Source organism: Mycobacterium sp. ZZG (assembly GCF_054786995.1).
Genome location: NZ_JBTBFV010000021.1, coordinates 18,299 through 37,439 on the forward strand (window position 1 = coordinate 18,299; position 19,141 = coordinate 37,439).

23 protein-coding genes are annotated in these 19,141 nt (G+C 69.6%); 8 read left to right on the forward strand and 15 right to left on the reverse strand.

The window, feature by feature from the left end; translation table 11 throughout:
- Window positions 1–5 precede the first annotated feature (5 nt).
- Window positions 6–320 carry a putative quinol monooxygenase gene (locus tag ACXMYJ_RS13915; protein ID WP_260751677.1) on the reverse strand — a complete coding sequence of 105 codons (315 nt, stop codon included), beginning with the start codon at window positions 318–320 and terminating at the stop codon, window positions 6–8.
- On the opposite strand from ACXMYJ_RS13915, the gene ACXMYJ_RS13920 reads away from it, so the two are divergent.
- Window positions 319–3,036 (forward strand): FtsK/SpoIIIE family DNA translocase, encoded by a 2,718-nt coding sequence (locus tag ACXMYJ_RS13920; RefSeq protein WP_460356930.1) that lies wholly within the window; start codon window positions 319–321, stop codon window positions 3,034–3,036. The two genes, ACXMYJ_RS13915 and ACXMYJ_RS13920, sit on opposite strands and share 2 nt — an antisense overlap.
- Before the next feature lie 74 nt (window positions 3,037–3,110).
- On the opposite strand, the gene ACXMYJ_RS13925 is transcribed toward ACXMYJ_RS13920, so the two are convergent.
- Window positions 3,111–3,632 (reverse strand): amino-acid N-acetyltransferase, encoded by a 522-nt coding sequence (locus ACXMYJ_RS13925; protein ID WP_443188356.1) that lies wholly within the window; start codon window positions 3,630–3,632, stop codon window positions 3,111–3,113.
- Window positions 3,633–3,674: 42 nt separating this feature from the next.
- Between ACXMYJ_RS13925 and pgsA the strand changes: the two genes are divergently transcribed.
- From pgsA to pspM, 5 genes are all read left to right on the forward strand, one after another.
- A complete protein-coding gene (pgsA, locus tag ACXMYJ_RS13930; protein ID WP_460356933.1) occupies window positions 3,675–4,271 on the forward strand; it encodes a CDP-diacylglycerol--glycerol-3-phosphate 3-phosphatidyltransferase in 597 nt (198 codons plus the stop codon).
- Window positions 4,249–4,737 (forward strand): CinA family protein, encoded by a 489-nt coding sequence (locus ACXMYJ_RS13935; protein WP_460356936.1) that lies wholly within the window; start codon window positions 4,249–4,251, stop codon window positions 4,735–4,737. Before pgsA ends, ACXMYJ_RS13935 begins: the two co-directional genes overlap by 23 nt.
- An 87-nt stretch (window positions 4,738–4,824) precedes the next feature.
- On the forward strand, window positions 4,825–5,169 hold the full coding sequence (gene clgR, locus ACXMYJ_RS13940) for a transcriptional regulator ClgR (RefSeq protein ID WP_260751682.1): 345 nt from the start codon (window positions 4,825–4,827) through the stop codon (window positions 5,167–5,169).
- A 110-nt stretch (window positions 5,170–5,279) separates the two neighbouring features.
- Window positions 5,280–6,098, forward strand: coding sequence for a phage shock protein PspA (gene pspA / locus ACXMYJ_RS13945; RefSeq protein ID WP_260751683.1), 819 nt, complete (start codon window positions 5,280–5,282; stop codon window positions 6,096–6,098).
- 18 nt (window positions 6,099–6,116) lie between these two features.
- Window positions 6,117–6,935: a phage shock envelope stress response protein PspM gene (pspM, locus tag ACXMYJ_RS13950; RefSeq protein ID WP_460356940.1), complete on the forward strand. Its 819-nt coding sequence runs from the start codon at window positions 6,117–6,119 to the stop codon at window positions 6,933–6,935.
- Window positions 6,936–6,999: 64 nt separating this feature from the next.
- On the opposite strand, the gene ACXMYJ_RS13955 is transcribed toward pspM, so the two are convergent.
- Window positions 7,000–7,503 carry a limonene-1,2-epoxide hydrolase family protein gene (locus ACXMYJ_RS13955; RefSeq protein WP_460356944.1) on the reverse strand — a complete coding sequence of 168 codons (504 nt, stop codon included), beginning with the start codon at window positions 7,501–7,503 and terminating at the stop codon, window positions 7,000–7,002.
- Between the two features lie 44 nt (window positions 7,504–7,547).
- Between ACXMYJ_RS13955 and ACXMYJ_RS13960 the strand changes: the two genes are divergently transcribed.
- Together ACXMYJ_RS13960 and ACXMYJ_RS13965 are read left to right on the forward strand one after the other, a co-directional pair.
- Window positions 7,548–8,720 (forward strand): glycosyltransferase, encoded by a 1,173-nt coding sequence (locus ACXMYJ_RS13960; protein ID WP_460356946.1) that lies wholly within the window; start codon window positions 7,548–7,550, stop codon window positions 8,718–8,720.
- Window positions 8,721–8,729: 9 nt separating this feature from the next.
- A complete protein-coding gene (locus ACXMYJ_RS13965) occupies window positions 8,730–8,924 on the forward strand; it encodes a DUF3046 domain-containing protein (RefSeq protein WP_260751686.1) in 195 nt (64 codons plus the stop codon).
- A 359-nt stretch (window positions 8,925–9,283) separates the two neighbouring features.
- On the opposite strand, the gene ACXMYJ_RS13970 is transcribed toward ACXMYJ_RS13965, so the two are convergent.
- Genes ACXMYJ_RS13970 through ACXMYJ_RS14025 form a run of 12 tightly spaced genes read right to left on the reverse strand, consistent with a single transcriptional unit; the run spans window position 9,284 to window position 19,138 of the window.
- Window positions 9,284–10,021, reverse strand: coding sequence for a DUF6390 family protein (locus ACXMYJ_RS13970; protein ID WP_460356948.1), 738 nt, complete (start codon window positions 10,019–10,021; stop codon window positions 9,284–9,286).
- A 1-nt stretch (window position 10,022) separates the two neighbouring features.
- Complete coding sequence (gene hypE, locus ACXMYJ_RS13975; protein ID WP_460356951.1) at window positions 10,023–11,096, reverse strand: hydrogenase expression/formation protein HypE; 1,074 nt, start codon at window positions 11,094–11,096, stop codon at window positions 10,023–10,025.
- Entirely contained in the window at window positions 11,089–12,189 is a 1,101-nt protein-coding gene (hypD, locus tag ACXMYJ_RS13980) for a hydrogenase formation protein HypD (RefSeq protein ID WP_460356954.1), read from the reverse strand. The genes hypE and hypD overlap by 8 nt, the downstream gene beginning before the upstream one ends.
- Complete coding sequence (locus ACXMYJ_RS13985; RefSeq protein WP_260751692.1) at window positions 12,186–12,503, reverse strand: HypC/HybG/HupF family hydrogenase formation chaperone; 318 nt, start codon at window positions 12,501–12,503, stop codon at window positions 12,186–12,188. The genes hypD and ACXMYJ_RS13985 overlap by 4 nt, the downstream gene beginning before the upstream one ends.
- A 14-nt stretch (window positions 12,504–12,517) precedes the next feature.
- On the reverse strand, window positions 12,518–14,788 hold the full coding sequence (hypF, locus tag ACXMYJ_RS13990; RefSeq protein WP_460356956.1) for a carbamoyltransferase HypF: 2,271 nt from the start codon (window positions 14,786–14,788) through the stop codon (window positions 12,518–12,520).
- The gene (locus tag ACXMYJ_RS13995) at window positions 14,785–15,039 is read right to left on the reverse strand and encodes a HypC/HybG/HupF family hydrogenase formation chaperone (RefSeq protein WP_260751696.1); all 255 of its coding nucleotides are present in this window, start codon (window positions 15,037–15,039) and stop codon (window positions 14,785–14,787) included. The genes hypF and ACXMYJ_RS13995 overlap by 4 nt, the downstream gene beginning before the upstream one ends.
- Window positions 15,040–15,041: 2 nt before the next feature.
- On the reverse strand, window positions 15,042–15,518 hold the full coding sequence (locus ACXMYJ_RS14000; protein WP_460357012.1) for a hydrogenase maturation protease: 477 nt from the start codon (window positions 15,516–15,518) through the stop codon (window positions 15,042–15,044).
- Between the two features lie 30 nt (window positions 15,519–15,548).
- Window positions 15,549–15,668, reverse strand: a complete 120-nt coding sequence (locus ACXMYJ_RS14005) for a DUF6893 family small protein (RefSeq protein ID WP_460356959.1) — start codon at window positions 15,666–15,668, stop codon at window positions 15,549–15,551.
- The gene (locus tag ACXMYJ_RS14010; RefSeq protein WP_460356961.1) at window positions 15,659–16,987 is read right to left on the reverse strand and encodes a hypothetical protein; all 1,329 of its coding nucleotides are present in this window, start codon (window positions 16,985–16,987) and stop codon (window positions 15,659–15,661) included. Before ACXMYJ_RS14010 ends, ACXMYJ_RS14005 begins: the two co-directional genes overlap by 10 nt.
- Complete coding sequence (locus ACXMYJ_RS14015) at window positions 16,984–17,622, reverse strand: DUF6084 family protein (RefSeq protein ID WP_460356963.1); 639 nt, start codon at window positions 17,620–17,622, stop codon at window positions 16,984–16,986. Before ACXMYJ_RS14015 ends, ACXMYJ_RS14010 begins: the two co-directional genes overlap by 4 nt.
- Complete coding sequence (locus ACXMYJ_RS14020) at window positions 17,619–18,254, reverse strand: DUF5947 family protein (RefSeq protein ID WP_260751700.1); 636 nt, start codon at window positions 18,252–18,254, stop codon at window positions 17,619–17,621. The genes ACXMYJ_RS14015 and ACXMYJ_RS14020 overlap by 4 nt, the downstream gene beginning before the upstream one ends.
- Window positions 18,254–19,138, reverse strand: coding sequence for a NifU family protein (locus ACXMYJ_RS14025; RefSeq protein WP_460356966.1), 885 nt, complete (start codon window positions 19,136–19,138; stop codon window positions 18,254–18,256). The genes ACXMYJ_RS14020 and ACXMYJ_RS14025 overlap by 1 nt, the downstream gene beginning before the upstream one ends.
- Between the last annotated feature and the right edge of the window lie 3 nt (window positions 19,139–19,141).

Sequence of the window (19,141 nt, forward strand, 5' to 3'; positions counted from 1 at the left end):
ACCCGCTACGGACGCAGCCGGCCCTTGGTCGGATCGCCGGCCACCACGGGCTGCAGCACCTTGATATCGGGGGCGCCGTCGAGTAGTTCGCCGATCGTGCCGAACAGCGTCCCTACCGCGGGTGCCGCGCTGTGCTTCTGCAGCGCGTCGCCGTCGGCCCACTGCTCGACGAAGACGAACGTGCCGTCCGCTTCGTGCAATGCGTAGAGATCGCATCCGGGCTCACCGTGTACCGCCTCGATGGCCGTCTGGCATGCGGAACGGACCGCGTCGACGGACTCGGGCTTGGCCTTCATGGTGGCGACGACGACGACGGGCATGGCAACTCCTCGCTGCGGTGTTTTGGACAGTTGTCCACCCTACTCAGCGCACGTGCCGCGCCTCACACCGCATCCGATGCAGGTCAGGGGCCGTCACCAATCTGTGACCACTGTGGCAGATGGTGCATATGAGACCTTTGGGACTAGGCTTACCGGCATGGCGAGTAAGACCGCGTCCCGATCTGCAGCCCGTCCGAGCAGGTCAAAGGCGCCTGCGCGGGGCGGGTCCCGGCCGGCGCGGCCGACGGCCTCGCGCCGTAAGCCCGCCCGGCGGCACCCGTCGCCGGTGGCCGCGGCGGGAACCGCGGTCGGTCGCGGGGTGCGGGCCGGTTGGCTGATGCTGGCCAAGGGGGCGGGCAGCACGGCGCGGTCGGTGGGCCGGGCCCGCGATCTGGAGCCCGGACATCGGCGCGACGGCATCGCGCTGGCGCTGCTCGGCCTGGCAGTCGTGGTGGCCGCGAGCTCATGGTTCGAGGCGGCCCGCCCGGTCGGCGCCTGGATCGACACGGTGGTGCGGGTGATGATCGGTGCGGCGGTGGTGCTGGTGCCGATCGTGCTGGCGGCCATCGGCGTCATCTTGATGCGGTCGGAACCCGACCCCGAGTCCCGGCCGAGGCTGATCCTGGGTTTCACGATGATCGCGCTGCCCGCACTGGGCCTCTGGCACCTGTGGTCGGGTGCGCCGCAGGGTCCGATCGAACGTCAGCACGCGGGCGGGTTCCTGGGCTTCGCGATCGGCGGCCCGCTGTCGGACGGGCTGACCGCCTGGATCGCCGCGCCGCTGCTGTTCATCGGTGTGCTGTTCGGGCTGCTGCTTGTCACCGGCACGACCATCCGCGAGGTGCCCTCGGTCGTCCGGGACATGTTCACCACCCGCTGGCAGCGTGACTACGCCGACTACGACGACAACTACGACGACGACCAGTACGACGACTACGACGACGACGAGCCCGGCGCTGCGGGTGCCGAAGACTTCTCCGACGGCTACTACGACGAGGCCGACTTCGGGAAGGACGAGGCTCGGTCGTGGCCGACGGCCAATCAGCCCACCGAGCCGCTCGCAAAGCCGGCGGGCCCGGTCGGCACGCCGATGGACAACTATCCGCTCGACGATGAGGAGCCGCCTGCCCCGGCGCCCATCCGCGAGAAGAAGAAGCCCCGCAGGGAGCCCAAGCTCACGCTGGACCGGGTGGTGGAGGGCCCCTACACGCTGCCGTCGCTGGACCTGCTCATCGCCGGGGATCCGCCGAAGCGGCTGACGTCGGCGAATCAGGCGATGACCGACGCCATCACCTCGGTACTGCAACAGTTCAAGGTCGACGCCGCGGTGACCGGCTGCACCCGCGGGCCGACCGTCACGCGCTACGAGGTCGAACTCGGCCCGGGCGTCAAGGTCGAGAAGATCACTGCGCTACACCGCAACATCGCCTACGCGGTGGCCACCGAGAGTGTGCGCATGCTCGCGCCGATCCCGGGCAAATCGGCCGTCGGCATCGAGGTGCCCAACACCGACCGCGAGATGGTGCGCCTGGCCGACGTGCTCACCGATCCGGTGACCCGTTCAGACCACCATCCGCTGGTCATCGGGCTGGGCAAGGACATCGAGGGTGAGATGATCTCGGCCAACCTGGCCAAGATGCCGCACCTGCTGGTGGCCGGCTCCACCGGCTCCGGCAAGTCCAGCTTCGTGAACTCGATGCTGGTCTCGCTGCTGGCGCGCGCCACTCCTGACGAGGTCAGGATGATCCTGATCGACCCCAAGATGGTGGAACTGACCCCGTATGAGGGCATTCCGCATCTGATCACGCCGATCATCACCGAACCGAAGAAGGCGGCCGCCGCGCTGGCTTGGCTGGTCGAGGAGATGGAGCAGCGCTACCAGGACATGCAGGCCTCGCGGGTGCGGCACATCGACGTGTTCAACGAGAAGGTGCGCTCTGGCGAGATCACTGCGCCGCTGGGCAGTAAGCGCGAGTACAAGCCCTACCCCTACATCCTGGCGATCGTCGACGAGCTGGCCGACCTGATGATGACCGCGCCCCGCGACGTCGAAGAGGCGATCGTGCGGATCACCCAGAAAGCACGCGCGGCGGGGATCCACCTGGTGCTGGCGACGCAGCGGCCGTCCGTCGACGTCGTCACCGGTCTGATCAAGACCAACGTGCCGTCACGACTGGCATTCGCGACGTCGTCGCTGACCGACAGCCGCGTCATCCTCGACCAGCCCGGCGCCGAGAAGCTGATCGGCATGGGCGACGGGCTGTTCCTGCCGATGGGCGCGAACAAACCGCTGCGCCTGCAGGGAGCGTTCATCACCGACGAGGAGATCCACGCAGTCGTCTCGGCCACCAAGGAACAGGCCGAGCCCGAGTTCGTCGAAGGCGTCACCGCGGTCAAGGCCGGCGAGCGCAAGGACGTGGACCCCGACATCGGCGACGACATGGACGTGTTCCTGCAGGCCGTCGAGTTGGTGGTGTCCTCGCAGTTCGGCTCCACCTCGATGCTGCAGCGCAAGCTGCGGGTCGGGTTCGCCAAGGCCGGCCGGCTGATGGACGTCATGGAGACGAGGGGGATCGTCGGACCCTCGGAGGGGTCGAAAGCGCGCGAGGTGCTGGTCAAACCCGACGAGCTGGCGGGCACGCTGGCGCTGATCCGCGGCGGATCGGACGCCAACGGCGCCGCCGATGATGCCGACGCGGACGACCCCGGCTTCTAAACCGCCGAAATCGCATTCCACGCGCGTCAAGTCGCGTTTCGACCGCGTGGAATGCGGTTTCGGCGACAGAGGGCTCAGAGAGTGAGCAGCATCCGGGTGTTGCCCAGGATGTTGGGCTTGACGTAGGAGAGGTCCAGAAACTCGGCGACGCCGGTGTCGTAGGACCGGCACATCTCCTCGTACACCTCGGCGGTGACGGGGGTGCCGTCGATCTCCTGGAACCCGTGCCGTCCGAAGAACTCGGTCTCGAAGGTGAGCACGAAGATCCGCCGCAGGTGCAGTTCGGCGGCCACCGCCAGCAGACGATCGACGATCGCGTGCCCGACGCCGCGGCCGCGCACCCTGGGATGCACCGCCACGGTGCGCACCTCGCCGAGATCGGACCAGAGCACGTGCAGTGCCCCGCACCCGATGAGCTCGCCGTCGATCTCGCCGACCCAGAACTCCTGCACGGACTCGTACAGGGTCACCAGATTCTTCTCTAGCAGGATCTTGCCGGCATAGATGTCGACGAGTGCCTTGATCCCCGGCACGTCGGAGGTGGTGGCGCGGCGCACCAGCAGTTCACCGGCGGATGCGTCCGGATCTGCGCTCATGCACCGAAGAGTATCGGCAAGGGCAACCAGTATTCTGTGTCGGTGCCGGGCCAACCACATACCGATCCTGTGGTTCCCCGTGCCCGGGTCGCAAACCTCGCCAACATGCTCACCGGCGTGCGGATGGTTCTGGTGCCCGTGTTCCTGGTCGCGCTGTTCGTCGGCGATGGCCACGAAACCACCTGGCGGGTAACCGCATTCACCATCTTCGCGGTGGCGGTGATCACCGACCACTTCGACGGCGCCCTGGCCCGCAGCTATGGCATGGTCACCGAGTTCGGCACCCTGGCCGACCCGATCGCCGACAAGGCGCTGATCGGTTCGGCGCTGATCGGGCTGTCGGTGCTCGGGGACCTGCCCTGGTGGGTGACCGTGCTGATCCTGGTCCGCGAACTGAGCGTGACGGTGCTGCGACTGGTGGTGCTGCGCCGCGGCGTGATCCCGGCCAGCCGCGGCGGCAAGCTCAAGACACTGGTGCAGGCCGTGGCGATCGGGCTATTCATCCTGCCGCTGTCCGACGGTTGGCTGACCGCCGCGTGGGTGATCATGCTCACCGCGGTGGTGCTGACCGTGACCACGGGAGTGGACTACTTCGTCTCGGCCGTCAGGGACCGGCGTGGACGACCCGCTGGTCGATGACGACGCGCGGGCGCTGGTCGCCGATCTGACCGTGCGCGGGCAGACCGTGGCCACCGCGGAGTCACTGACGGCGGGTCTGCTCGCCGCCACCCTGGGCGGGGTGCCGGATGCGAGCGCGGTGCTCCGGGGCGGGCTGATCACCTACACCGTCGACACCAAGGCCGGCCTGGCCGGGGTGGCACCCGTACTGCTCGCCGACGTCGGTCCGGTCGCCGCACCGACGGCCCGCGCGCTGGCGGTCGGCGCGATGCAGCGCTGCGGGGCGACCTGGGGCGTCGGCCTCACCGGTGTCGCCGGTCCGGAGCCGCACGCCGGTCATCCGGTGGGAACGGTGTTCCTCGGTCTGGCCGGTCCGCTCGACACCGACGTGGTGCCGCTGCAGCTCACCGAAGGTCGCTGGGACATCCGGATGGCCGCGGTCAGGGCCGCGGTGCGCCATCTGCGCCGGCTGGTCGAACAGCAGTGAACATCGCCGTCGTCGTCCGGGAACCATCCGGGCGGTATCGGGCGTTGCACTACTGAGCAAACCGACATCAATCGGAAGGGACGCGCGATGACGACATTGCTGCGCGAGGTCATCGGCGACGTGCTGCGTCGCGCCCGGGTCGAGCAGGGGCGCACCCTGCGGCAGGTCTCGGACTCGGCGCGAGTGAGCCTCGGCTATCTGTCCGAGGTCGAGCGCGGTCGCAAGGAGGCCTCCAGCGAGCTGCTCAGCGCCATCTGCGGCGCGTTGGACGTGCCGTTGTCGCGGGTGCTGTCCGAGGCCGGTGACGACCTGGCCCTCGAGGAGTCCCGGGCGGCCCAAGCCCGCGAGGCGGGCAAGGTTGCCAGCGCCGCCGGAATCGACGTCAGCACCAAGGTGGTCATTCCCCAGGTCGTGTCGATGGCGGTGGCCTGACCCGGTCCCCCTGCAGGGGTGTGGCGATCTGCGCCGAACCGATAAGTTGGGTTTAAGTACTTGCCGGTACAGCCGACACCGTTCGACAGACACGAAGGCGGAATGAACTCATGGCCAATCCGTTCACCAAGGCGTGGAAATACCTCATGGCGCTGTTCAGCTCCAAGGTCGACGAATACGCCGACCCGAAGGTGCAGATCCAGCAAGCCATCGAGGAGGCCCAGCGCCAGCACCAGGCGCTGACGCAGCAGGCGGCGCAAGTGATCGGCAACCAGCGCCAGCTGGAGATGCGGCTCAACCGCCAACTCGCAGACATCGAGAAGCTCCAGGTCAACGTCCGCCAAGCGCTGACGCTGGCCGATCAAGCCGTAGCAGCCGGTGACGCGGCCAAGGCCACCGAGTACAACAACGCCGCCGAGGCGTTCGCCGCGCAACTGGTGACCGCCGAGCAGAGCGTCGAGGACCTCAAAGGGCTGCACGACCAGGCGCTGCAGGCCGCCGGTCAGGCCAAGAAGGCCGTCGAGCAGAACGCGATGGTGCTGCAGCAGAAGATCGCCGAACGCACCAAGCTGCTGTCCCAGCTGGAGCAGGCCAAGATGCAGGAACAGGTCAGCGCCTCGCTGCGTTCGATGAGCGAGATCGCCGCCCCGGGCAGCACTCCCAGCCTCGACGAGGTGCGCGACAAGATCGAGCGTCGCTACGCCAACGCGATGGGCTCGGCCGAACTGGCCCAGAACTCGGTGCAGGGCCGGATGCTGGAGGTCCAGCAGGCCAGCGTCCAGATGGCCGGGCATTCACGGCTGGAGCAGATCCGGGCGTCGATGCGCGGCGAGCAGCTGCCCGCCGGCGGTGCCACTCCGGCGGCCCCCACCCAGACCCCTGCCACACCGGCCGCCAACCCGACACCGGAAAACCCGCTGTCGCAATAACATCCACGGGAGCATGACGTGAGCACTCGGACCGGCCGACCCGAAGCCTGGCGTTCTCTGGCCCAGCGCGGCATCGACACCGCCGCAGAATGGTCGGACCTGGTGGCCGAGAAACTCAATGCCGCCGCCGATCCGCGTGCCAAGTTGCTGCGTAAGCGGCGCTGGGCGCTGCGGCTCGGGGTGTTCTTCACCGTGTCGACGCTGTTCTGGCTGGCGGTCACCGCGCTGCTGGCGTCGTGGAGCACCCCGGTGTGGGCGCTGTTCATCCCAGCGCCGATCGCGGTCGGCGCCGCGTTCCTGGCCACCCTGTCATTCCTGCGCTACCGTTGGCTGCGCGGCGAACCGCTTCCGCCACAGCGGGCCCGCACCGGTCGCCGGCTGCCGCCCTGGGGATCGGCGGCCCGCCAGCCGATGGCCTCGCTCGCGGCCTCGGAACGCGGGCTGTTCTCGCTACTCGGCGTGATGGAGCGCGGGCAGATGCTGCCCGTCGGCGAACTCTCCGAATTGCGGGTGGCGGCTGAGCAGACCGCGGCGACCATGGTCGCCACCGCCGCAGAGGTGGTGTCGATGGAGAAGGCCGTGAAGTCGGCGCCGCATTCGCGCGTATACCTGGCGCCGACGATCACCGCGTTCACCACCCAGCTCGACCGCGGAGCTCGGCAGTACAACGAAATGGTCTCCGCGGCAGCGCAGTTGGTGGCGGCGGCGAACAGCGGTGCCATGTCGAGTTCACCGATGACGCAGCGGCGCTACCGCGACGAGCTGGGGATGGCCACCGACCGATTGACCGCGTGGGCGCAGGCGTTCGACGAGTTGGGCCGCCTGAAACAAGCGTGAGGCTCGCTGCGAGCCGCCCGGAGGGCCTGGAGCGGGGTGCCGGCGTTCGGGAGTCCGGTTGCGCTCAGAACGTCGGGCGCAGGGACGGCACCACCAGGCCCGCGAGGGCCCGCAGCGGCGCCTTGACCATCACGTCGAGGAAGTCGAAGTAATCCCGCCACAACGTGATCTGCCCGTCGGCGTTCAGCTCGAATGTGCCGCACACCCAGAACTGCAGGCGCAGCGGCCCGAAGATCAGCGCGTCGGTGCGTTCGGTCAGCACCGTGCCGCCGATGCCGGTCTGCTCCGAGCGCTCATCGGAAGCGGCGATGCGGTGGAACTTCACCAGGAAACCGAACTTGCCTTCACCGCCGCGCAGCAACTTGAGGATCCTGCTCCGTCCCCGGATCGACGGCAGACCGACGTTCTGCCAGAGCAGATCCGGAGCGGCCAGCGCTTCGATCGTGTCGAAATCCTGGTCCGCCATCGCGAACAGGAACCTCTGCACCGTTTCCGCGGCGTCGATGGTGGGGAGAGCGGGAGCGGAGTCGGAGGTCGGCAGCAGCGGGTGCAGGGCATCGTCGGTCATACCGTCGGAGCCTAACGGGCCGACGGTGTGGCAGGGTAGCCCGCATGCGCGTAGCCGTGGTCGCGGGACCCGACCCCGGGCATGCATTTCCGGCTATCGCGCTGTGCCTGAAGTTGCGCGCCGCCGGCGACGCGCCGACGTTACTCACCGGAACGAGATGGCTGGATGCGGCGCGCCGTGACGGCATCGACGCGGTCGAACTGTGCGGTCTGGACCCCACCGCGGAGGACGACGACGCCGACGCCGGCGCGAAGATCCACCAGCGTGCCGCCCGGATGGCCGTCCTGAACCGGGAACTCATCGCAGCGCTGGATCCGGATCTGGTGGTCTCGGATTCGATCACCGCCTGTGGTGGGCTGGCCGCCGACCTGCTCGGTCTGCCGTGGGTGGAATTGAACACCCACCCGCTCTATCGGCCGTCCAAGGGGCTGCCGCCCATCGGCAGCGGCCTGGCGCCGGGTACCGGCCTGCGCGGTCGGCTGCGCGACTCGGTGTTGCGCGCGTTGAGCGCGAAATCATGGCGGGACGGGCTGCGGCAGCGCTCCGAGGCGCGGCGGGGGATCGGGCTGCCGGCCGACGACCCCGGGCCGGTGCGCCGCCTGATCGCCACGCTGCCCGCGCTGGAGGTGGCGCGCCCGGACTGGCCGGCCGAGGCCGTCATCGTGGGACCGCTGCATTACGAACCGACAACCGACGTGCTGCGGTTGCCCGACGGCGACGGTCCCGTCGTCGTGGTGGCCCCGTCGACCGCCACGACCGGTGCGGTCGGCCTGGCCGAGCTGGCGCTGACCAGCCTGGTGCCCGGCGAGGTGCTGCCCGCGGGAGCCCGGGTGGCCGTGTCCTGCCTGCACGGACCCGACGCCGAGGTGCCGCCGTGGGCGGTGGTGGGTCTGGGCCGCCAGGATGAGCTGCTGTCCCGGGCCGATGTGCTGGTCTGTGGCGGCGGCCATGGGACGGTCGCGAAGTCGCTGCTGGCCGGGATTCCGATGGTGGTGGTCCCGGGTGGAGGAGACCAGTGGGAGATCGCCAATCGCCTTGTCCGACAGGGCAGTGCGCGCCTCGTGCGGCCGTTGACCGCAGGGGCGCTGGGCGCGGCCGTGCAGGAGGTGCTCGCGACGCCGAGTTACCGCGCGGCGGCCCGCCGGGCCGGGGCCGGAGCCGCCGAAGTCGCCGATCCGGTACGGGTGTGCCATGACGCCATCGGGGACCCGGCGTAGTTTGGGCCTGTGCGGTTGACGGAATTCCACGAACTCGTCGAGGGGCAGTTCGGTGCGGTGCGGGCCTCGTCGATGCTGATGGACCATGTTCTGACCAGCATCGGCGGCCGTACCGCGGCGCAGGCGATCGAGGACGGCGTCGAGCCCCGCGAGGTATGGCGGGCGCTGTGCGCCGACTTCGATGTGCCCCGCGACCAGTGGTGACCGGTCAGTGATTCTGCTCGCCGCCTGCGCTTCCGGAATCAGCCGATTTCTTCCGCCCGGCGTACGGCGGCACTTCGGGCTCGACATCCCGCGGAGGTTCCGTCGTGAATCCTGTCTCGAAGTCGCTCTGCCCCGGTTCGCCGTGACTGGGCACCGATTCGGCGCCCTCGATGGCGCCGGACGGCCGATCTACCGGTCCGCCCGACGGCTCATCTGACCCAGTGTCGCGGGATCCGCTTTCTCTACCATTGTCCATGGGTCGCCCTCCTCACAGGCCGCCGCTCGTCGCGGCCATGCCCGCTCGAGCGGATACCCCCGGGGTGGTCACCGAAACCGTGTGCTCGGGGCGTTCTCCCTGTTCAAGATCGGTTTCTGGCGGTGGCGACGACTCCGAGGGTAGCCTGCGTCGCCGCGTTCAGAGCGGCGGTGTCCGCCTCGCTCAGACGCTCGCACACCCAGTCCCAGTGGGCGGCCACGACATCGCCGACGGCCGGTCTCGTGGTCAGCGACGTGCCGTCGCGGTGCCAGCGCACCCGCTCAGGCTCCGGGTCGCCGAGCGACAGACGGCCGGCATCGAAGGTGAGCGGCGCCGAGTCGATGAGCACGTGGTCGTCGTCGACGGAAGTCACGGTGCCCCAACGGATCCGGCAATTCTGCAGGATGCGCAGCGCTGTGCCCGGGTCCCGGTCCAGGAACCTCACCCACGGATACACCACGAGCACGTGAAAACTGTGGTGCGCCAACGCAGTTGCCTGATCGCCCACCTCATCGAGCAGCCCCGTCACCTGACCGGCGAACGCTGACCGGAGCCGGGCGAGCAGGTCCTTTCGGCCCACCGCGTCCAGGAGCGGACCGCCCACCCAGTAGGTGCGCACCACGTCCCGGTCGAGCGGGTCGGCGACACCCGCCGCGTCCGCGATCGCCTGAAGGTACGGCCACGCGCCGTCGAACTCCCGCGCCACCGCGGCCGTCTGCTCCGCGGTCCCCAGCAACGCGCCGGTGTCGTCCGGCCCGCAGTACCCGAGTTCGTTCGGCGGATAGGCGAAACGCGCGAACAGCGGGTGGCCGGTGCGATGCTGCCCGGCGGGGGCCGGCATGTCAGCAGATCCGGGGCAGTTGCTCGCCGATCGGCAGGTCCACCACCCTGGTGCCGCCCAGCGCCGTCCTGGCCACCACCATGCCCGGATGTTCGGCAACACAGGTGCCGATGACCGCCGCGCGCGCGCCCAGGGGATGCGCGCGCATCGCGGCGAGCACCCGGTCGGCGTCCGCGGCGGCGACGAACGCGACCAGCTTGCCCTCATTGGCGACATAGAGCGGGTCGAGACCGAGCATGCTGCACGCGTCGCGCACCGCCGCCGGAACAGGCAGCGCGCGTTCGTCGACCGACACACCGGCCCCGGCGGCCCGGGCGATCTCGTTGAGCGTCGCGGCCAGCCCACCGCGCGTCGGGTCACGCAGTGCGTGCAGGTCCGCGCCCGTGGCGACCATCGCGGCCACCAGTCCGTGTAGCGGAGCGGTGTCGCTGGAGACCGCGGTGGCGAACTCCAGGCCTTCGCGGCAACTGAGCACGGCAACCCCGTGGACGCCGATGTCGCCGCTGACGATCACCGCGTCGCCCGGCGCCGCCCGCTGCGGACGGATGTCGGTGCGCTCGTCGATCAGCCCGATGCCCGCGGTGTTCAGATAGACCCCGTCACCGTGGCCGGAGTCGACGACCTTCGTATCACCGGTGACCAGCCTGACCCCGGCCGCCAGCGCCGCGGTGCCCACCGCCTGGGCAATCCGTGCCAGCTCCTCCAGCGGCGTGCCCTCCTCGAGGATGAAGGCGGTCGAGAGCACTTTCGGAACCGCTCCGGCCATCGCCAGGTCGTTGACCGTGCCGTTGACCGCCAGGTCGCCGATCGAACCGCCCGGAAAGAACATCGGCTTGACGACGAACGAGTCGGTGGAGAACGCCAGGCGGGCGCCGCCGAGGTCGACGATCGCCGAATCTCCCATCGCCGCGTCGGCGGCCGGCCCGTACGCGGGCAGGAACAGTTGCTCGATGAGCTCGCCGGACATGGCGCCACCGCCGCCATGTCCCATCACGATGTTGGGGGCGTCGCGCAACGGGGCCGGGCACACCCACGACTCCATATCGATGCTCGCCTCCGGCTCGGTATCAGGCATTGGTCACCTCGAGGCGCCGGTACAGGTAGTACGCCGCACAGGCGCCCTCGGACGAGACCATGGTGGCCCCCAGCGGGTTTCGCGGTGTGCACAGGGTTCCGAAGGCCGCACACTCGTGTGGTTTGATGAGCCCCTGCAGAACCTCGCCGGAGCGGCACACCGCGGACTCCTCGGTGTGGATGTCGCTGACGGCGAAGCGCTGTTCGGCGTCGAAATCCCGGTAGGCGTCGGACAGCCGCCAACCACTGGCGGGAATCACGCCGATCCCGCGCCAGGCCCGGTCGGTCACCTCGAACACGTCGAGCAGCATCGCCTTGGCGGCCGGGTTGCCGACGTCCTGAACGGCGCGGGGGTAGGCGTTCTCCAGTTCATGGCGGCCGGATTCGAGTTGCATCACCGTGCGCCGGATGCCCTCCAGGATGTCCAGGGGCTCGAAACCGGTGACCACGATCGGGATTCCGAACTTGTCGCACAGCGGCGGATACTCACCGGTGCCCATCACGGTGCACACATGGCCGGCCGCCAGGAACGCCTGGACGCGGCACGTCGGGGACTCCATGATCGCGGAGATCGCCGGCGGTACGAGCACGTGGGACACCAGCAGCGAGAAGTTGCCGATGCCAAGCCTTTCGGCTTGGTAGACCGTCATCGCGTTGGCGGGCGCGGTGGTCTCGAAGCCGATACCGAAGAACACCACCTGCCGGTCCGGGTTGTCCCGCGCGATCGTCAGCGCGTCCAGTGGGGAGTACACGACCCGGATGTCGCCCCCTTGGCTCTTGACGCGGAACAGGTCCTTCTCGCTGCCGGGCACCCGCAGCATGTCGCCGAACGAGCAGAAGATCACCTCCGGCCGGGATGCGATCTCCAGGGCCTTGTCGATGATCTCCAACGGCGTGACGCACACGGGGCACCCCGGCCCGTGGATCATTTCGACGGTGTCCGGCAGCAGTTGGTCGATACCGTGCCGGATGATGGAATGGGTCTGCCCGCCACAGACTTCCATGATCGACCAGCGTCGGGTGGTGGCCGACCTGATCTGGTCGAGGAGCCGTGCGGCCAGCTCCGGGTTGCTGAATTCGTCGAGATACTTCACGACCTCACCTCCGAAGGCCCGTCGGTTGCGGGATTGGCGGTGCCCGCCTGCCGCGCTGCCAGCTCGAAACCGTCAGCGAATTCCTCCTTGAGGACGCCGAGGTGCTCGAACTCGGCCAGCGTGCGCCGTGCCGACTCCTCGTCGAGTCGCTGGATGGCGAAGCCGACGTGGACGACGACGTAGTGGCCGATCTCGGCGTCGGGGAGGTACTGCAGGCACACATCCTTCTTGACGCCGCCGAAGTCGACGACCGACATCAGCGTGCCGTCACGTTCTTCGATGCTGATGATCTTTCCCGGTACTGCCAGACACATCGGCGTCCTCCCTTTCAGACGGCGTTTCCTACGATCAGCTGACCCAGCGCGACACCGCCGTCGTTGGGTGGCACACGGTGATGTGTGATGACGTCGAACCCGTTCGCGGCCAACAGCATGCGCGACCGGCGCAGCAACAGGGCATTCTGGAACGTTCCGCCCGAGAGGGCCACGGTGTAGCCGCGGTTGGCGAGCGCGAGCTCGAGGATCAGCGCGGCCACCGCGTCGTGAAAACGCGCCCCGATCACACCGGCGGCGACACCGGCGCGGGCGTCGTCGACCACCGCCGACAGCACGGGGGCGGGGTCGATCTCCGCCGTGGATGGCGCGTGGTCGACGGCGAACCGGTAACCGGCTGTGCCGCAGTCACAGTCGCGGGAGCGACCTTCGAGTTCGATCGCCGCCTGCGCCTCGTAATCGACGATCTGACGAACGCCGGCCAGCGCCGACACCGCGTCGAACAGCCTGCCCATGCTGGAGGTCGGTGCGCACCCCAGGCCGGTCTCGAGCTGGTGGCGCAGCATCCGCTGTTCCCGGGGCGGGCATGTTCGTACCGGTGCCAGGTCCGGCGTCCACGGCAGGCCGGCGGCCCACAGATGGGCCAGCGCCATCCGGTACGGACGCAGCACGCTGACGTCGCCGCCCGGCAGCGGCACATAGCGCAGCCGGGCCAGCCGCCGGTAACCCTTGTAGTCGGCGAGCAGAACCTCACCGCCCCACACCGCCCCGTCGGGGCCGTACCCCGTTCCGTCGAAGGCGAATCCGAGGACGGGCGCGGCGCCGTCCATGCCGTGCTCGGCCATCACCGCGGCCAGGTGCGCGTGGTGGTGTTGCACGCTGCGTACCGGACGGCCGGCGGCGTTGCGCAGCGCCCACGCCGTCGAGCGGTACCGCGGATGCGCATCGGTGACCAGTACCTCCGGTTCCACCGCGGTCAGGACCCGGAGATGCTGCTGTGCGGAGTCGAACGCCGACAGGGTGGCCAGGTCGTCCATGTCGCCGATGTGCTGGCTGAGCCAGGCATACCTGCCGTCCGCGACGGCCATGGTGTTCTTCAGATCTGCGCCCACGGCGAGTGTGGGGGGTACCGCGACCGGCAGGGCGATCGGCAGAGGTGCGTAACCGCGTGAGCGCCGGATCGGGGTGTCGGCGCGCATCACCGAGTCGTCGCAGGGGACGAGGATGGGCCGGTCGTGCATCAGCCATCCGTCGGCCAGGCCGCGGAGCCGGTGGAGCGCGTCTGTGTCGGTGAAGCAGATGGGTTCGCCGCCCAGATTGCCCGACGTCATCACCAGAGCCTGCGGCCCGGGTTCGTCGCCGTCGAGGCCGAACAGCAGGGTGTGCAACGGGCTGTAGGCCAGCAGCACCCCGAGGTCGGGGTTGTGCGGCGCCACTGCCTGGTCGATCGGCGCGCCGTAGCGCCGCGGGATCAACACGATCGGGCGGGCCACGTTGCCCAGGAGCGCCGCGGACGCCGGGTCCGGTTCGGCGATGGTCCGTGCCGCGGCGAGATCGGGCACCATCACCGCGAACGGTTTGTCGCCGCGGCGTTTCCGCGTGCGCAGCCCGTTGACAGCGTGGTGATCGGCGGCATCACAGGCCAGGTGGTAGCCGCCGACGCCCTTGACCGCCAGCACGCCTCCGCCGCACAGCAGCTCCCTGGCGGCGCGCAACGCGATCTCGCCGTGGGTTTCCCGTCCGGCATTGTCCCGGTATCGCAGCGTCGGCCCGCACTGCGGGCAGCAGATGGGCTGCGCGTGGAACCGGCGGTCGGCGGGGTCGGTGTATTCGCGTGCGCAGGCGGCACACATCGCAAAGCCCGCCATCGTGGTCGACGAGCGGTCATACGGCAGTGCCGCGGTGATCGTGAATCTCGGGCCGCAGTTGGTGCAGTTGATGAACGGGTGCCGGTAGCGGCGGTTGCCCGGGTCGCGCAACTCGCAGGCGCAGTCGGCGCACATGGCGACATCGGGGGAGACGAGTGTGCGGCCGCCGCCGGTGCGCGAGGTGTCGGCGATCGCGAATCCGGTGCCGCCTACCAGCGGAATATCCTGCACCTCAACAGATTCCACGAAAGACAGGGGTGGTGGATCGGTGTGCAGCCGGGACAGGAAGCGATCGATGTCCGCTTCGGCGCCCTCGATCTCGATGAGGGCGCCGGTGGTGTCGTTACGCACCGAACCCGACAGTCCGAGCGCAGTGGCCTGGGTGTACACGAAAGGCCGGAAGCCGACGCCCTGCACGACACCGCGCACGCAGGCGCGGACCCGCCTGCGGCCGCTCATGGTGACTCCTCGGCGGTGCGCCCTCTGCCCATCAGCTCCAGGCCGGCCAGCGCGGCGTCCGCGCCGGCCTTGTCGGTTTTTTCGACGACGAAACCCATGTGGATGATCACCCAGTCGCCGGCCGCGAAGTGTTCCTCGGGCAGCATGCCGACGTTGACCTTGCGGTGTTCGCCGGCGACGTCGACGAGCGCCAGCTGGTCACCGTAGCCGTCCACCATGCCGACCACCTGTCCTGGGATACCGAGGCACATGATCAGCCCCTCCCCGCCGCGGAGTGCGTCGCCAGGCCGGCCACCACGTCCTCGACGGCACGCACGGCGGCCGGTACCGCGGCGGCGACGACGGGAGAGAGCCCGATTCCCTCCGCCACCGTCGCGACCTGGCAGCCGACGACCACGGTGCGCGGCGGCGTCCCGCCGAGTGCGTCCAGGCTCGCGAACACCGCGGCGGGGTCCATCGCGTGGGCGTCCAGACCTGTTCGGCCGGTGTGGGTTCGGAGATCGGCGTCGAAGACGTCCAGCGATCCTGGTGCGCCGCGGTCGGGAATAGCGTCGACGAGAACCAGGGCCGACCAGTCGTCGAGCAGATCGTAGGCCAGGTGCATGCCTCTGATCCCGTAGTCCGTCACCCGGACGTCCGGCCCGGTGAGCCGGGGCGGGACGTGCCGGATCACCTCGGGTCCGAAGCCGTCGTCTCCGAGGAAGATGTTGCCGATCCCGGCCACCAGTATTCGGGGCGTGATGACGGGTCCTTCCTCAGCTCACATGCGGCGCATTCTCAGGTAGCGCTGGATGTCGGGGATCGACCGCACCCCGACCACCGTCACCGCGAGGACCGCCGCGGCCACCAGTGCCACCGTGATCCGACCGACTACTTCCATGGTGCTCTCCCTTCCACGAGCGGCTCCACCTCGTCGGGCGCGAAGTAGAGATGACGGCCGTACCAGTCGTGCAGGTCGGCGGCGGGGTCGTCGTCGAGGACGACTCCGATGTGCTCGCCGCCGTCGACGTCGGCGTGCACCGACGTCACTCGCGCGGTCTTGTCGGCGTAGAACAGGTCCTGGGCGTCGGCGCGCCGCGACGGGTGCAGCCGCACCCGGCTACCCCGCGCGACCCTGGTGCCGTTCACCAGGACGGCGTCGAGTTCCGGACGGACAGCGGTGTCGGCCTGCGGATCCCACCAGTCGGTGTCTGAGGGGATCTCGGGAATCAACGGGGGCGTGCACGCGTGCGGGTCGCGCAGCACGCCGTGCAGACCGAGCATGGCCTCCGGGGACATCGAGTCGCAGCGGTCGATGATGTCGGCGGCCCGCGGGTCGGTCGCCCGCGCCGCCGACTTCTCCTCGTCGGTCATGGTCATCACGCGCAGCGTCAGGATCTCGTCGATCTCGCAGGCGTCATACAGGTCGCCCTGGCTCTGTTCGGCGATCTCGGGGTGGTCGTAGAGGATGATCGGCGACACCAGCGCCAGGTCGCGCTCACCGGGCCGGCCGGCCAGCACCGGGAAGCAGCGGTGCTGGCGACATCGTGCCGCGGCTTGGGCGGTCCGGTCGGGAGGCTCGAGCAGCGAGACGAATTCGGCCCCGTCGATCTCCAGCAGCAGGTGGGCGCCGATCAGCGAGGTCGCGATCGCCTCGCGTTTGTCTGCCGCGGGGACCGCGGTGTTGCGGACCTCCACCGTCAACCGCACCAGGCCGTCGCATGGTTCGGCGCCGATCGCCAGTTGACCGTGCAGGCTGCGCCGCTCGCGCACCAGTCTGCCGCCATCGACGGTCTCGACGTCGCGGCCTGCGGGTATCGAGATGTCCACCGTGCGAGGCGAACCGGTCACCGGTGCGGGGTCGATCGCGACCTCGCACTCCACCGCTTCGTCCCAGCTGAGCCACCGGCGGGGGCCGGCCTGCAGTTCGTGCACCCGCTGATAGCCGTCCGGGGTGCCGCGCTCGGCGCTGCGCTGCTGCAGCTGCAGGAAGCGCACCGCGCCCGACAGCGTCGGCACGCCGTCGGGTTCGACGAGCAGCTGCGCCGACAGCGAGTCGTTCTCGCCGATCCTGGCCTGTTCGGCGCCCGGCGGGCCCAGTACCCCGAACTGCCAGCGTGATTGGTTCTTCCCGGAAGTCGCGCGGTACGGGTAGAGCAGGTAGCCCTCGTAGAGCACCGCGTCGGCGACGGCGCGGGCCCGGTCCCATCCGGTGCTCATCGCAACTCCCTGGCCGCGGCGAGCAGATCGGTGACCGCGTCGTCGAAGCCGAGCAACCCGCGCGCCGACCGGTAGGCCGCCAGCGCGTCGATGGTGTCGCGGGACAGGCGCAACCAGCCGGTGCCGGGGTAGTGCTGCCGGATGAGGTCGTGCCACACCGCCACCGGCATGTCGAAGCGTTCCTCGCGGTCCCACGGCACCTGACGGACGCTGAAACCCCGCTCGCCCTGCGTGAAAACCGTTCCGCTGAACAGGAATCGCAGCGGAACGGTGCCGGTGCCGAGTGCGAGCAGATATTTGGCGGCCTTGACCTCGAAATCGTAGGTGCACTCCAGCGGCAGCTCGGCGATCGTGTCGCCGGTGAACCCGGCGACGACCGCGGCGGTGTGCTGCCACAGGAAGGTCTGCTGGGTGGTCGACCACCGCTCGCGGGGTCCGAACAGGTCCACCAGTCCGTCCGCCTCGGCGTCGGAATAGCTGCGCCGCAACGGTTCGATGCGCACCTGGCATCGCAGCGCGAGCGCGTGGACCGGAGTGTCACCGTCGGCCGCGACGCCGACCCGGGCGGTCAGGACCGGGGTGACGGCGTAGGGCTCGGGCGCGATGTCGACGACGGTGAAGTGGATCTCGGTCATGGGCGTGGCACCGCCGGTGCGCGCTGGTCGAGGAGGGTGAAGAACCCATCGACGAAGTCATGGGCCTCGGAGCCTCCATCGAATCCGTGCCACAGCATGCGCAGTCGCCCGACGAACTCGTAGCAGGCGTCGATCGGGACCAAATATCCCCGTGGCGTGGCATCAGGGATGTCGGGGATGCGGACCAGCAGGGCCTCGGTGTCTGCGGCCAGCCGGTCAACCCGCGGGTCGGCGCCGCGAATGTCGTTCCACGCCTGCAGATCAAGTTCCGATTCGGTGGCCCCCGCCGGGCCGGGATAGAACGCCACGGTGCGCCCGAGCGAGGAGTTGTGGAAGAAGAACGCAAGGCCGACCGGGATCTGCAGGCGCTCCCACACCCGGCGGTCCAACGCGAGGTCCGGGAAGGCCAGGTATCGGTCCGGCACCGCCCGATAGCGCAATGTCGCAGCGGTATCGGTGAACAGCAGATAGCAGCCGCGACAGACACACATCAGTTGTCTGCCTTCGACGTCGACCACGTGCTGGTGTTCGTCGCCGACGGGTTCGGCGCACATCTCGCAGCGCTCCCCGGCCGGCCGGGGGGCCGCCCGATCGGCCCGGACCCGGGCCAGCACGTCGAAGGCTCCCGGCATCACGCCACCTCCGCGCGCGCCGGTACGGCCAGCGACAACACGCCGTCGCGTTCGAGCACCGGGATCGGTTCCAGGTGGCCGTCGCCGCCGATCCCGCGCCCGGCGCGGAGCACGTCGAACCGCGCGCCGCACCCCGGGCAGTGCACCACGGTGCCGGCCAGCCGGGTCCCGGCCAATGAGCCTGCGCACGCGGCGCACCGATCGCGGTAGGCGACTACGGCGCCGTCCACGCGGCACGCCAGGGCGCTCACGCCTGCGGTGCGGAAGCCGCCGACCTCGCCGTCGCGCAAGCCGGCCAGTTCGGGCACCGGAAGCCACGTGGAGTGCCCGGCGTGCACCCGGCTCATCAACGAATGGGCCGGGATGACGCCGGGTCGGCCATCTGCTTCGGTCGCGACCACCTCGATGGCGGCGATCTCCGGGGCGGCGGTGCGGACCGCGTCCTGAACGGCGAGTTCCAGCGTCACCGACGAGGACGGGCAATTCGTGCAGCTGCCCAGCAACTGCAGGCGGACGACGCCGTCGGCCACTCCGAGCAGTGTGACGTCGCCGCCGTGTGAACCCAGATAGGGCCGTACCGCGGCGAGCGCGTCGGCCACCCGCCGTTCGGTGTCGTGCGGATGCAGACCGTGCACCAACAGCAGGCTGGCTACCAGATCGTCGGCCGTGAAGGCCTGCGCCAGTTCGGGTTTGGCGGCCAGCGCGGTGTCCAGCATTCGCTCGAGCGCGGCGCCGTAGAGGTCGGTCACCTCGCGGACCAGTTGTGCGGCGCGCTCACGGGCGGCGGTGCCGCCGGTCGCGAGCGCGTCGAGCAGCGTCTGGATCCGATCACCCGCCGTGCGCCACTGTGCGTCGTCGCGGCGCGGCGGGGCCGGCGGGCCCATGCC

Excerpts from the sequence above, each read along its gene's own strand:
- ACXMYJ_RS13920 (WP_460356930.1), top strand. The coding sequence starts at position 319 with ATGGCAACTCCTCGCTGCGGTGTTTTGGACAGTTGTCCACCCTACTCA.
- ACXMYJ_RS13915 (WP_260751677.1), bottom strand. The coding sequence starts at position 320 with ATGCCCGTCGTCGTCGTCGCCACCATGAAGGCCAAGCCCGAGTCCGTC.
- ACXMYJ_RS13925 (WP_443188356.1), bottom strand. The coding sequence starts at position 3,632 with ATGAGCGCAGATCCGGACGCATCCGCCGGTGAACTGCTGGTGCGCCGC.
- clgR (WP_260751682.1), top strand. The coding sequence starts at position 4,825 with ATGACGACATTGCTGCGCGAGGTCATCGGCGACGTGCTGCGTCGCGCC.
- pspA (WP_260751683.1), top strand. The coding sequence starts at position 5,280 with ATGGCCAATCCGTTCACCAAGGCGTGGAAATACCTCATGGCGCTGTTC.
- ACXMYJ_RS13955 (WP_460356944.1), bottom strand. The coding sequence starts at position 7,503 with ATGACCGACGATGCCCTGCACCCGCTGCTGCCGACCTCCGACTCCGCT.
- ACXMYJ_RS13960 (WP_460356946.1), top strand. The coding sequence starts at position 7,548 with ATGCGCGTAGCCGTGGTCGCGGGACCCGACCCCGGGCATGCATTTCCG.
- ACXMYJ_RS13970 (WP_460356948.1), bottom strand. The coding sequence starts at position 10,021 with ATGCCGGCCCCCGCCGGGCAGCATCGCACCGGCCACCCGCTGTTCGCG.
- hypE (WP_460356951.1), bottom strand. The coding sequence starts at position 11,096 with ATGCCTGATACCGAGCCGGAGGCGAGCATCGATATGGAGTCGTGGGTG.
- ACXMYJ_RS13985 (WP_260751692.1), bottom strand. The coding sequence starts at position 12,503 with ATGTGTCTGGCAGTACCGGGAAAGATCATCAGCATCGAAGAACGTGAC.
- hypF (WP_460356956.1), bottom strand. The coding sequence starts at position 14,788 with ATGAGCGGCCGCAGGCGGGTCCGCGCCTGCGTGCGCGGTGTCGTGCAG.
- ACXMYJ_RS13995 (WP_260751696.1), bottom strand. The coding sequence starts at position 15,039 with ATGTGCCTCGGTATCCCAGGACAGGTGGTCGGCATGGTGGACGGCTAC.
- ACXMYJ_RS14005 (WP_460356959.1), bottom strand. The coding sequence starts at position 15,668 with ATGGAAGTAGTCGGTCGGATCACGGTGGCACTGGTGGCCGCGGCGGTC.
- ACXMYJ_RS14010 (WP_460356961.1), bottom strand. The coding sequence starts at position 16,987 with ATGAGCACCGGATGGGACCGGGCCCGCGCCGTCGCCGACGCGGTGCTC.
- ACXMYJ_RS14015 (WP_460356963.1), bottom strand. The coding sequence starts at position 17,622 with ATGACCGAGATCCACTTCACCGTCGTCGACATCGCGCCCGAGCCCTAC.
- ACXMYJ_RS14020 (WP_260751700.1), bottom strand. The coding sequence starts at position 18,254 with ATGCCGGGAGCCTTCGACGTGCTGGCCCGGGTCCGGGCCGATCGGGCG.
- ACXMYJ_RS14025 (WP_460356966.1), bottom strand. The coding sequence starts at position 19,138 with ATGGGCCCGCCGGCCCCGCCGCGCCGCGACGACGCACAGTGGCGCACG.